Annotated in this window: 7 protein-coding genes; all 7 read left to right on the top strand. The window is 70.5% G+C overall.

Annotation, left to right across the window (positions count from 1 at the left end; translation table 11 throughout):
- Window positions 1-244 precede the first annotated feature (244 nt).
- The 7 genes from QZY48_RS26265 to QZY48_RS26235 are packed head-to-tail and all read left to right on the top strand — an operon-like array spanning window position 245 to window position 12030.
- Window positions 245-790: a chemotaxis protein CheW gene (locus QZY48_RS26265; RefSeq protein WP_295436487.1), complete on the top strand. Its 546-nt coding sequence runs from the start codon at window positions 245-247 to the stop codon at window positions 788-790.
- A 51-nt stretch (window positions 791-841) separates the two neighbouring features.
- Complete coding sequence (locus QZY48_RS26260; protein WP_295436486.1) at window positions 842-3100, top strand: methyl-accepting chemotaxis protein; 2259 nt, start codon at window positions 842-844, stop codon at window positions 3098-3100.
- A 9-nt stretch (window positions 3101-3109) separates the two neighbouring features.
- Complete coding sequence (locus QZY48_RS26255) at window positions 3110-3562, top strand: chemotaxis protein CheW (RefSeq protein ID WP_295436485.1); 453 nt, start codon at window positions 3110-3112, stop codon at window positions 3560-3562.
- Window positions 3559-6387 carry a hybrid sensor histidine kinase/response regulator gene (locus QZY48_RS26250; RefSeq protein ID WP_295436484.1) on the top strand — a complete coding sequence of 943 codons (2829 nt, stop codon included), beginning with the start codon at window positions 3559-3561 and terminating at the stop codon, window positions 6385-6387. The genes QZY48_RS26255 and QZY48_RS26250 overlap by 4 nt, the downstream gene beginning before the upstream one ends.
- Window positions 6380-7474 carry a chemotaxis protein CheB gene (locus tag QZY48_RS26245; protein ID WP_295436483.1) on the top strand — a complete coding sequence of 365 codons (1095 nt, stop codon included), beginning with the start codon at window positions 6380-6382 and terminating at the stop codon, window positions 7472-7474. The genes QZY48_RS26250 and QZY48_RS26245 overlap by 8 nt, the downstream gene beginning before the upstream one ends.
- A gap of 34 nt (window positions 7475-7508) precedes the next feature.
- Window positions 7509-8894 carry a protein-glutamate O-methyltransferase CheR gene (locus tag QZY48_RS26240; RefSeq protein WP_295436482.1) on the top strand — a complete coding sequence of 462 codons (1386 nt, stop codon included), beginning with the start codon at window positions 7509-7511 and terminating at the stop codon, window positions 8892-8894.
- Window positions 8887-12030 carry a response regulator gene (locus QZY48_RS26235; protein WP_295436481.1) on the top strand — a complete coding sequence of 1048 codons (3144 nt, stop codon included), beginning with the start codon at window positions 8887-8889 and terminating at the stop codon, window positions 12028-12030. The genes QZY48_RS26240 and QZY48_RS26235 overlap by 8 nt, the downstream gene beginning before the upstream one ends.
- Window positions 12031-12269 lie beyond the last annotated feature (239 nt).

Genomic DNA, 12269 nt, shown 5'->3' with positions numbered 1-12269 from the left:
TCGTAATCGTGGTCGGATTATTCGATTACGACAACGACAACGACAACGACAGCGTACCCGGGATCTCCCGGCCGCACACAGCGGCCGCGGGATGCGGCCCCCCCACTGCGAAACCCCGGGAAAATTTTCCGCGGGCGATCCGCGAATCTTCCGACGGCGCATAATGCGCGCCAGCCTGAGAAACTTCCGAGGTCATTGCTCGCCCGGCACTCACTTGAATCCTGCATTAAAACAACCGCCCGTCATGTCCGATCCAGCCGCCATCACCCCGTCCGCCGCACCCCTGCCCGCGGCCGAACTCGAGCATTGGACCGGGCGCTATGCCCAGGCGCTCGACCCCGTGGAAAGTTCTACGGATCGTGTTTTCGTCATCGTGCGGGTCGCGGGTGAGCGCTTCGCCCTGCCGATGCAGGCCTTGGATGAGGTGGCGAGTGTCACCACCGGGATCGCGCTGCCGCACGTCAGCGCCCTGGTGCTTGGACTGGCCAATGTCCGTGGTGAACTGTTGCCCCTGCTCGATACCGGCGCCTTGCTCGGGATCAGTGCCGGCTATCGGCTGGGACCGGCCAATCGGACCCTGGTGGTCCGCGATCGGCGCGGTCGCCGCACCGGGTTGCCGGTCGACGCGGTAGAGTCGGTGGAGGCCTTGGACCCCGAGAGCTTCCAGCCCCAGGCCGCGGCGGCCGCGGGTGCGCCGATCCGCCGCGTCGGCGTGGGTGAGCACAAGGGCCGGTCGCTGACCCTGCTGGACGTGGGGCCCCTGCTTGCCGCCGGCTTCAGTCATTTTTGAGTCCCTGGGGCGGACCCTGGACCACACCTACATTCATCACGAGGACCACTCATGAGTGCCGACCAGAAGGGCGACCACGCCCGCGACCCGAGCCAGGCCCAGCAGTCCGAGCACGGCGGGGATTTCGTCGTTCCCGAGCCCGACGGGGTCCAGAGCGGGATGCCCTTCCATGGGTCGGACGACGCCGACCCGGGGTCGCGCGCGACGGCCGGCCGGCCGTCGCCCGGGGGCCTGATGAAGGGGTCCGCCGGGGGTGGGCGCGCCGCCGTCCGCGGCCTGAGCCTCAAGCGTAAGCTGAACCTGGCGCTCGGGCTGCTGACCCTGGTGATCCTGGTCCTGGGGGCGGTTTCGGTGCGGACCCTGCACGACTTGACCACGGACGGGATCCCGGAACTGGGCCGCCACGCGGACCTGGCGCAGGTCAGCGAGGAGATCAAGACCGCGGTCTATCGCACCATGCTCGCCCAGAGCGACTATCTGCTGCTCGACGACCAGAGCGCCCAGGATCAGGTGCTGCGTCTCGCCGCCCGGGCGCGGGAGCGGGTGGAGCAGTTGAAGCCGCTGGTCGGGCAGATCGCAAGCTCCGCGGGGACCAACGTGACCGCCCAGCACCGCGCACTGATCGCGGCCCTGGACGAGTTCGATGCCCGCTTCAACACCCAAATCAAAGAGGTCAGTGCCTTGCACAAGGCCCTGGCGGAGCAGGACGCGGCACTGCAAGGCAGCGAGCGGCAATTGGCCGGTCACCTGGATGCGCTCATCGCCGGCGCCCGGGACCTGACCGCCGCCGCCTGGCCGGAGCAAGGCACCGCCAGTGCCGGCCAGGCAGCCCTGGGGCGGACCCTGGATCGGCTGACCCGGGAACTGCTCGCGGAGCGCGTCCAGCTCGAGGCCTTTTTCGCCTCCCACAACCCGGCGCTCAATGACGCCGCCCGCACCAGCGCGGCGGAACTGGCGGCCCAACTCGAGGCGTTGCGGGCGGACGTTGCCGCCGCCGGGCTGGCCTCGGGTTTGGCCGACCTGCGCAAGGCGCTGGGCCTCTACACCGCGCAACTGCGTGAGATCGGCACCAGACTGACCCAGGACACCAGCACCGGGACCCACACCCAGGCGCAGATCGCCACCCGGAGACAGGCCTTGGTCGCCGCCGCCGACCGCATCCTGACGCTGGCCGAAGAACTGACCACGAGCGCCTGGCGCGACATCGACGTGGAGAGCACCGGTCTGCAGGACACCGGCGCCCAGGCCCTGTGGCTGGTGGGCGGCACCGCCCTGGTGGGATTCGCGGTGGGGCTCCTGGTGTTGGTCACGGTGCCCAGGCCCATCGTCGCCGCAATCGAGACCCTGATGACCGGCGCCCATCAGATCGCCCGCGGCAACCTGACCTACATGGTGGAGGTCGCCAGCCGTGACGAACTGGGCGCCCTGGCCGACTCCTTCAACCAGATGCGCGAGAACCTGCTCGGCCTGGTCCAGCGAATCCAGCGGGCGAGCGTGCAACTCTCTTCCTCGATCAACGAGATCCAGGCCGCGTCCACCGAGCAGGCCGCCTCCTCCTCGCAACAGGCGAGCGCGGTCAATGAACTCTCCGCCTCACTGAACGAGATGTCCCAGAGTGCCGCCACCCTGGTCTCCTCCTCCGAGACCGTGGGGCGCAACGTGGGCGAGATCGCCGGCATCGTCACCGACAGCAACCACAAGTCCACCCAGATGATGTCCTCGATGGACGCCATCGGGCTCTCGACCCGCCAGACCGCCGAGCGGATCAAGGCCCTGAACGACAAGATGGACGACATCAACGAGGCGGTGGCCACCATCTCCATGGTCGCGGACCAGACCACGCTCCTCTCGCTCAACGCCTCCATCGAGGCCAACAAGGCGGGGGAGATGGGCAAGGGGTTTTCGGTGGTGGCCCAGGAGATCCGGCGCCTGTCGGACCGCTCCATCGACTCCGCCGGCAACATCAGCGGCATGGTGCGCGACATCCAGCGCGCCACCGAGTCCTCCGCGCTCGCCATGGACAAGTCGTCCGAGGAGATTCACCATGGGGTCGCCCTGGTCGGGGAGACCAGCCAGGCGCTGGTCGCCATCAACGCGGCCATGGACCGCATCCAGGAGCAGATGACCATGATCCTGGAGTCGGTGCGCGCCCAGGCGGACGCCGCGCGGATGGTCCAGACCACCTCCACTGAAATGCTCTCGTCGGCCAACATGGTCGCCAAGGCGGCGAGCCAGACCCGCTCGGTCACCTATGAGCTCAATGCCATGGCGACCCAACTCGCCAGCGCCGTCGCCGTCTTCCGGGTCTGAGTCAAGCCGATGGAGGCCCTGCTCTTCACGGCCGCCGGCGGGCGGTTCCTGACCCGGCTCGCCGCGCTGGACGAGATCCTGATGCCGGTGCGCTTAAGCCCGCTGCCCGGCGCCCCGGGCTTCATCACCGGGGTGCTCAACCTGCGCGGCGAGGTCCTGCCGGTGCTGGCCCTGGCCGAACGCTTGGGCGGCGCCCACCCGGCGGGTTGGCAGCGCGGCAACCGCATCCTGCGCTTCGCCGCCGCCGGACACCCGCTGGGGCTGATCGTGGACACCGTGGCGGGGATCAGGACCTTGGGCGATGAGCAGCGACGGCCCCCGGTTCTGGGCGCGCGGGTCGGCGGCTGTACCGACCTGTGGCTGATCGACGGGGTCATGACCCAGGAGATCTGCCTGTCGGACCTGCTCGCGCCGGCGCAGTTGGGCCTGCTGCGGGACCTGGCGCCCGGGGCGCCGACATGAACGAGCTGATCGAGATCTTCCGCGAGGAGGTGGCGGCCAACCTCAAAGAGGCGACCCGCCTCGCCCTCGCGTTCGAGCAGGGCCCGCCGGATCGGGCCGACATCGAGGCCCTGATGCGGGTCTTCCACACCCTCAAGGGGGCGGCCCGGGCGGTCCAGTGCGATCAGGAGCGCGACCTCGCGCACCGCCTGGAGGACGTCCTGCACGACCAGCTCGACGGCCGGCTCCCGTGGCGAGCGGCCACCGTGGACCTGTGCCTGATGGCCGTGGACCTGATCCGCGAGACCCTGGCCGCCCGGCTGGCCGGCACCCCCTGGCCGGACCTGGCGGAATTCACCGCGCGGGTCGAGGCCGAGCGGGCGGGCCTCCCGGCGCCCTCACCGGCACCGCCGGAGCCCCCGGCGGCCCCGGAACCCCCGGAACCCCCGGAGCCCCTGGACCGCGCCACCGATGGGGACTGCGGGTTGGACCTCCTCGGCATCTTCGCGCAGGAGGTCACCACCCAGGTCGCCGCGGCCCGCCTCCTGCTGGCGGGGACAAGCGGGACCAGCGGCGATGACGACCTGCCGCGGGTCTTCCACACGCTCAAGGGCGCGGCCCGGGCCGTCGGTTGCGACGCCATCCGCACCGTGGCCGGGGCCCTGGAGGACCTGCTGCACGGGCCCCTGGACGGTGAGGCCCCGGACCTGTCCGCCGGCCTCCCGCCGGCCTTGGACTGCGGCCTGCGCTGGATCGAGTCGCTGCTGGCCGGCCTGCGGCAAGGGGCCGCGGCGCCGCCGCTCGAGCCCCTGTTGGAACAGCTTGCCCGCCTGCGTGAGAGCGGTCAGTTCGCGCCCTGTGCGCCGCCGGCGCCGGCCGCCGACCCGCTCCCCGCGTCCGCCGACCCGGCGGCCGAACCACCGCCGACCGCGCTCCACCCGGCATTCGTCGGCGCCCCGGCCGATCCGCCGCTGACGGTCGCGCTCGCGCCGAGCGCCGGTCTTCCCGCCAACCTCCCCGCCGACCTGCCCGCCGGCGGCCAACGCACCCGGCTCGCCTACGAGCAACTCGACCGCCTGCATCGCCTCTCCGGGGAGCTGACGGTGGCCGTCGCCTCGTTCGCCGGGCAGCGCAATCAACTGCGCGGCCTGACCCGGGAGCTGACGCGCGCCGGTCAGCGCCTCAGCCGGCTGCTGGCGGGCGCGCTCGGCGATGACCTGGACCGGGAGGCCCTGCACGAGGCGTTGCGCCAGGTGACCCAGCGGCTGGCCGCCACCACCGGCGGACTCGATGGACTCACACAAACCCACGAGCGGATGGAGGGTCGCTTCCATTACCTGGCCGACGGCCTGGCCGATGAGGTCACCCAGGCGCGCCTGCTGCCCTTGTCCGACCTCTTCGACGACTACCCGCGCATGGTCCGGGACCTGGCCCAGGAGTTGGGCAAGCGGGTGGAACTGCACCTGGAGGGCCAGGACAACCGCATCGATCGGGCCGTGCTGGAGCAGTTGCGCAACCCCCTGCTGCACCTGCTGCGTAACGCCCTGGACCACGGCATCGAGCCGCCCGCGGCGCGGGAGGCCCAGGGCAAGCCCGCCGCCGGGCGCCTGACGCTCGCGGCGCACCGCGTGGGGGCCCTGATGCGCCTGCGGGTCGGCGACGACGGGGCCGGCATCGATCTGGGGCGCCTGGAGGCCGCGGTGGTGGCCGCCGGGCATACGACCCCGGCCCTGTGGGCGCAACTGGGGGGCCAGGAGCGGATGCAGTTCCTGTTTCTGCCGGGATTGAGTACCGCGCGCAGCCTCTCCACCACCTCGGGGCGCGGCTTCGGGCTCGACATCGTCAAGGCGGGGATCGAGTCCAGCGGCGGCACCGTGGCGGTCCGCAGCGAACCCGGTCGCGGCACCTGCTTTGAACTGCACGTACCGCTGAGCCTGTCGCTCACCCGCTGCCTGCTGGTGGTCGGCGGCCGTCACCCCCTGTTCGGTGACCAACGCTACGCCTTTCCGATGACCGAGGTGACCCGGATCAGACGCCTCGCCCAGAGCGAACTGCGTGAGTTGGAAGGCCGCCTGGCGGTCCATCTGGACGGTGAGACCCTGCCGCTGTTCCAACTCCACGGCATCCTGGGCCTGGCGCCGATCCAGCAGGAGGTGGGACGCAAGCACCTGCTGGTGCTGGAGGAGGGCGGGCGCCGCTTCGGGCTCCTGGTGGAGGCGGTGATCGACGAACTGGACATGGTGGCGCGCCCGCTGGACGAGCGGCTGGGCAAGGTCGCGGAGGTTTCCGGGCTGACGCTCCTGGACGACGGCGGGGTGGCCCTGATCATGGATGTCACCGATCTGCTGCAGCACCTGCGCGAAGGGGTCGGCTCTCTGGCGCCCGCGGGGCTGCAGGCCGCGGCGGCGCTGGACCCGGCCCAGGAGGCCGCGACGGCCGCCCAGGTCCTGGTGGTCGAGGACTCGGTGACGGTGCGGGAGGTCGAGCGGCATTTTCTGGAGCAGGCCGGCTACCAGGTGACCACCGCGGTAAACGGGGTGGACGGGCTCAACAAGGCCAAGGCGGGTGACTACCGCATCCTGATCACCGACATCGACATGCCGCGCATGAACGGCATCGAGCTGATCCGCACCCTGCGCGGCCTGGACCGCTTCCGGCAATTGCCCATCATCGTGGTGTCCTACAAGGATCGGGCCGAGGACCGGGACAAGGCCCTGGATGCCGGGGCCGACCGCTATGTCACCAAGTCCGAGTTCGACACCGACGCCATGTTGGCCCTGGTCGCCCAACTCCTGGCGAGCGCCCCGGCGCGCGCCGCCGCCCCCGGGACAGCCCGTGATGCCTGAGCACGCCGCCGCCCCTGGGGTCCTGATCGTCAATGACTCGGCCGTCGCCCGGGCGGTCACCAGCGCCGTGATCCAGGCGGATGGGGGCTTCCGGCTGCTCGGACAGGCAAGCTGCGGGGCCGATGGCGTGGCGGCCGCGCAGCGGCTGCGCCCGCAACTGGTACTGCTCGACATGCACATGCCGGATATCAATGGGGTTGAGGTGACGCGGCGCATCATGGCAAGTTGCCCCACGCGCATCCTGATCAGCAGCGCGACCATCCGGCGCAACACCACCTATGTCTTCGACGCCCTCAAGGCCGGCGCCCTGGACTACACCCGAACCCCCGCGCTGCAGGCGCGCCCCGGGGAGCGGGTCACCCGTGAGGCCCTGCTCGCCGCCGGTGAAATGCTGCTGGCCAAGATGCGTACCGTCCTGACCCTGAACCCCGCGGCCCCCGGGACCGGCGGTGCTTTGGGGGCGCAGCAGGCGGCGCCCGCCGCCAGACCAGCGCCGCCGCCGTCCATGCACCCGGCCGGGACCCGCGTCGTCGCCGTGGGCAGCTCCACCGGCGGACCCACCGCGCTCGCCACCCTGTTCGCCCAGGTGACCCGGGGGCTCGATGCCTCCTATTTGATCAGTCAGCATATCGACCGGGAGTTCAGCGACGGGTTGGCCCTGTGGCTCAGCCAGGAGACCGGGCATCCGGTGGCCGTGGCCAGGCATGGCGAGGTGCCGACGGCGGGCCGGGTCTATCTGGCGGAAGGCGGGCGGCGTAATCTGGTCCTGACCCCGGGCGGCCGGCTGCACTGCGAGCCCGCCGGTGAATCGGTCTATGCCCCGAACATCAATCGCATGTTCGCGAGCGTCGCCGCCGCGGCCGGGGTGCGCGCCTGCGGGGTGGTCCTGACCGGCCTGGGGGACGACGGCGCCGAGGGCCTGGGCCTGATCAAGGCCGCGGGGGGTAAGGTCCTGGTCCAGGACCCGGCCACCGCGGTGGTCGACGGGATGCCCGGGGCACCCATCAGGCGCGGCATCGTCACCCACGGCCAGCCGCTCCCGGAACTGGCGCGGCTGATCGTGCGCTGGGTGGGAGAGGGACGATGACGCCAGCGATGAGTCTTGTCCGGGATGAACGCACATGACCGACGCTAGCGACCCCCGCGTGGTCGGCGAGACCCTGCGGGCCTGGATACGCGGCCGCACCGGTATCAGTATCACCGAGCAGAATCAGGCCCCGGTGGAATTGGCGGTGCGCCTGGAGGCCGAGCGCCACGGACTGGACCCGGTCATCTATCTGAACCGGCTGCAGGGCGGGGTCCTGCCGCCCCAGGCCTTCATCGACGCCATCACCACCAACGAATCCTATTTCTTTCGCGCCCAAGACCAGATGCGGGTCACCATCACGCGCCTGATCCCGGAGCTGATGCGTTGCCGTCCCGCTCAACCGGCGCGGATCCTGTCCCTGCCCTGCGCCCGGGGGGAGGAGCCGTACAGCCTGGCCATCCTGTGTGAGGAGCACCGCATCCCGCCCCGGGCGGTGGAGCTCGTGGCCGGTGACATCTCCGCGACCTGCCTGGCCGATGCGCGCCGCGGGGACTACGGACCGCTCGCGTTACGCCGTACCGACCCGACCACGGCCCAGCACTGGTTCACCCCCCGGGGTCCGCGCACCTATCGCCTGGAGCCGGCCCTGTTGGGGCGGGTGAGCTTCTATCAGGTCAACCTGCTGGAGGACGCGGCGGCGGTCCTGGCCCGGCGCTTCGACGTGATCTTCTGCGAAAATCTGCTGATCTATTTCGATGCCGAGACCACCAGCCGCGCGCTGGCCGTGCTCGGGCGTCTGTTGGAGCCGGACGGCTGGCTGTTCGTGGACCATGCGGAGTGGAACATCCCCCGGGAGCAGTTCCGGATGCAGGAACTCGACGGCTGCGTCGGTTTCCGCCCCACGGGCGCGGCCACCCCGGCGCGCGCCGGTCAGCCCCGCGCTGGCGCGGTACGCGGCGCAACGGCCCCGGCGCCAGGTGCGCGTATGCCGGCCGGCGACGACAGTCTCCCGTCTGTCCACCAGACCCCGACCCCGCTGCCCCGTCCGACCCACTCTCCAGCCCGCTCCGTAACCGTGGCGCCGTCGGCACCGGCGCCCCTCATCGGTGACCCCCGCCTCGCCCACGCCGAGGCCCACTACAAGGCCAAGCGTTTCGCCGAGGCCCTGCGCACCTTCGATGTCGTCCTCGTAAGCCGTCCCGCGGACGCTCGCGCGCGGCTCGGCAAGGCGCGCGTCCTGGCCGACTGCGGCGAGGATTTCGAGGCTCTGGAGGTGGCTGAGGCTCTGCTCCACGCGGTGGACGAGGGCGAGCTGCGCCTGAGTCCGGCGGATTATGTCGAGGCCCTCGCCCTGATCGCCCTGCTGCTGCACAAGAAGGGCCTCAAGGACCTGGCCCAGGGCTACCTGCGGGAGATCGCGCGGCGCGCCCCGGGGCACCCGAGCCTGGGATTGCTGCGCCCGGGTCCCGACCATGCCTGAACAGACCCGCTTCCGCGTCCTGATCGTCGATGACTCGCCGACCATGCGCGCGGTCTGTACCCAGTCGCTCAGCGCCGCCGGGATGGCCTGCAGCGCCGCCGGCAACGCGCAGGACGGCTACCAGTTGTTGCTCGCGGCCCTGGATGGGGGCCAGCCGTTCGACGGGCTCCTGCTGGACTGGCTGATGCCCGGCATGAACGGCTGGGAATTATTGGAGCGCATCGGCGCCGAACGGCGCCTGGACCAACTGGCGGTGATGATCTTCACCGAGCAGCCGGATGATCGCGCCTATCAACTCGCCAGCCGCCGCCCCAACAACGATATCCAGCTCAAGGAGGACCTGACGCTTTTGCCCTACCGGATGCGTAAGTTTCTGACGACTTACAGCGAGGCCGGCGGCCTGGGCGACTGGCGCGCCCGTCAGCTCCTGCGCAACCGCGAGCAACTGGGCGGGTCCATCCTGTTCGTCGATGATTCTCCGACGGTCTGTGCCAAGTATAGCGACCTGCTGCGCAACAACGGCTACGCGGTGGTGATCGCCAATTCCATGGACGAGGCGGTCGCGGTGGCCCGGCACCACAAGCCCCAACTCGCGGTGGTCGACTATTTCATGCCGGGGGGCAATGGCGATGAACTGTGCCGCGCCCTACTCACCGACGACCGCACCCGCGACATCACGGTGGTGATGCACTCCCAGCGCAAGGACGTGATCGAGCACGCCCTGAACGCCGGCGCCATCGATCTGATCTGGAAGGACGACCCGATCAACATCTTTCTGATGCGCATCGCCTCCATCATGCGCACCCTGCGCGCCAACCGCCAGGCGCGGGACCTGGACATCCTGTTCGCCGCCACCCAGGCCCTGGACATCGGGGTCATGTCCGCCACCCCCGAGGGCTTCAAGGCCTTCAACGCCACCATGGACCGCTTCGCCCGGGAGTGCGGCGGCCTCACGCGCTTCGACCCGCAAGGCCTCAGCGTCCTGCCCCACCGGTGTGAAGATCAGGACGGTCGCCGCCGCGCCTTCAATGTCCAGACCGTAGACGGGGAGTCCGGGGACCGGGTGGTGCTGGTGCAGGACGTGACCGTGACCGCCGACCAGGCGGAGATCCTGGAGCAGGCCCGGGACCGGGCGGTGGACCTGGCCAACGTCAAGAGCCAGTTCCTGGCCAGCATGAGCCACGAGATCCGCACCCCGTTGAACGGCGTCCTGGGGATGCTGGAGCTGCTCAAGGGCACCGAGCTGACCCAGGAGCAGGACCACTACGTGGACACCGGCATCAGCTCCGCCGAGGGCCTGCTGGGGGTGATCGGCGACATCCTGGACTTCTCCAAGATCGACGCCGGCCGGCTGGAACTGGAACGTACCCCCTTCAACCTCCCGGAGCTGGCCGAGGAGACCGTGCAGATGCTCGCCGGCAAGGCCATCGGCAAGGGCCTGGAGGTCATCTGCCACGTCGAGCCCGAGGTCCCGACCAATGTCATCGGTGACCCGACCCGACTGCGCCAGGTCCTGATCAACCTGATCGGCAACGCCATCAAGTTCACCGAGTGCGGGGAGGTGGGGCTGCGGGTGTGGCTCGACGAGGCCGAGGCCGCACGCCCGGCGGTCGGGTTCGCGGTCTGCGACACCGGCATCGGGGTCAACCCCGCGGCGCGTGACCACATCTTCGAGGCCTTCCGCCAGGCCGACAACACCACCACCCGGCGCTTCGGCGGCACCGGCCTGGGGCTTGCCATCAGCAACCAGTTGGTGCAGATGATGGGCGGTACCCTGGACCTGGAGAGCAGCCCCGGCGCGGGCAGCAGCTTCAGCTTCGTCGTCGCCCTGGAGACCAGCGCCCAGCCCGCCGCGCCCCCCTGGCGGATGAGCGACCTGGGGGTGCTGGCGGGCCGCACCGTCCTGATCGTGGACGACAACGCCACCAACCGGCTCTACCTGCAGCGCATGTGCAGTGCCTGGTCCATGGGCTGCACCGAGGCGCCGGACGGGCCCACGGCGGTCCGGCTGATCGAGGAGGCCAAGGCCGCGGGGCGGGCCTTCGATCTGATCCTGCTCGACCGCATGATGCCGGGGATGGACGGCTTCGCGGTGCTCGCCTACCTGCGGGCCGACCCGGCGCTGCGCGCCGTCCGGGTGGTCCTGCAGACCTCGATGGACGAGGTGGGAGAGGGCCGTAAGGCGCGCGAGCAGGGCGCCGACGACGCCCTGGTCAAGCCCATCCGCCGCACCCAATTACTCGAGGCCCTGTCGCTGCTGTTCGGGGGCGGCCATGCCGATCCGGCCGAGGTGGAGCGGACGCCGACGCGCCTGCGCCTCGACGGCTGCCGGGTCCTGGCGGTCGAGGACAATCATGTCAATCAGATGGTCTTGAACGGTATCCTGCGGCGCGCCGGGTGCGCCATCCGCATCGCCAGCGACGGCCAGGAGGCCCTGGACACCCTGGCCGCCGAGTCCTTCGACGTAGTGCTGATGGACTGCGAAATGCCCGTGCTCGACGGCCTCACCGCCACCCGGGCCTTGCGCGAGCGCGAGCACGCGGCCGACGGCCGCCACCAGATCGTGATCGCACTGACCGCCCACGCCTACCCGGCCGAGCGCGACCGCTGCCTCGCCGCCGGCATGGACGCCTACCTGCCCAAACCCATCCGCGCCCCGGACCTGCTCGCCACCCTGGACCACTGGTGGCGCCGCCCCCAAGCCCCGGCCGCGGCGGCGCCGGACGCGGACGCGATGACCGCGAGCGGGTCTGAGCTTGCGCCGGCGAGCGAGCCTCCCGCCGTCAGCCCGATCGACCAGCGGGCGATCGGGGCACTGCGCGAGGCCATCGGCGACCTCAGCGTGGTGATCGAGGCCGCGCTGGCGGACATACCGGAGCGCGTGGCCGAGTTGCGGCTGGGGGTCGAGACGGCCGATGTGGAACGCATCCGCATTGCCGCCCACACCCTGGTCGGGTCCGTCGCCAACCTGGGCGGCCGCGAACTGGTCCGGCTGGCGCGCGCCCTGGATGCGCTGGGCAAGTCCGGGGAACTGGGCGCGGCAGCGCCCCTGCTGGCGGCGCTGGAGGCTGAGACACAGCGGTTCCTGGCGGCGCTCGCCGCGTTGCCGGGGGCGGACAGCGGGGCCTGCGCCTGATCCTGGAAAGATCTTTTGTCCACAGATGAACACAGATGAACACAGATGAACACAGATTATCCCAATAAGAGTATTTGGCCGCAAATGAACGCAATTAGGCGCAAATAGATCCGCTGGTTAACATCATCGCGGGCGTCACCCGGTCGATGAACGTGCAGGCCTCGATCATAGTCCCGGCCACTGGGAGCGCCGCACCCCAGTGCGGCGCGATCTCGCTGGCGAGCGCTGCGTTGCGTGCT

The organism is uncultured Thiodictyon sp. (assembly GCF_903828115.1).
Classification (GTDB): Bacteria; Pseudomonadota; Gammaproteobacteria; order Chromatiales; family Chromatiaceae; genus Thiodictyon.
Note: the sequence above shows the minus strand (reverse complement) of the source record. Positions and strands in the feature narration are given on the sequence as shown.

Excerpts from the sequence above, each read along its gene's own strand:
- QZY48_RS26265 (WP_295436487.1), top strand. The coding sequence starts at position 245 with ATGTCCGATCCAGCCGCCATCACCCCGTCCGCCGCACCCCTGCCCGCG.
- QZY48_RS26260 (WP_295436486.1), top strand. The coding sequence starts at position 842 with ATGAGTGCCGACCAGAAGGGCGACCACGCCCGCGACCCGAGCCAGGCC.
- QZY48_RS26255 (WP_295436485.1), top strand. The coding sequence starts at position 3,110 with ATGGAGGCCCTGCTCTTCACGGCCGCCGGCGGGCGGTTCCTGACCCGG.
- QZY48_RS26250 (WP_295436484.1), top strand. The coding sequence starts at position 3,559 with ATGAACGAGCTGATCGAGATCTTCCGCGAGGAGGTGGCGGCCAACCTC.
- QZY48_RS26245 (WP_295436483.1), top strand. The coding sequence starts at position 6,380 with ATGCCTGAGCACGCCGCCGCCCCTGGGGTCCTGATCGTCAATGACTCG.
- QZY48_RS26240 (WP_295436482.1), top strand. The coding sequence starts at position 7,509 with ATGACCGACGCTAGCGACCCCCGCGTGGTCGGCGAGACCCTGCGGGCC.
- QZY48_RS26235 (WP_295436481.1), top strand. The coding sequence starts at position 8,887 with ATGCCTGAACAGACCCGCTTCCGCGTCCTGATCGTCGATGACTCGCCG.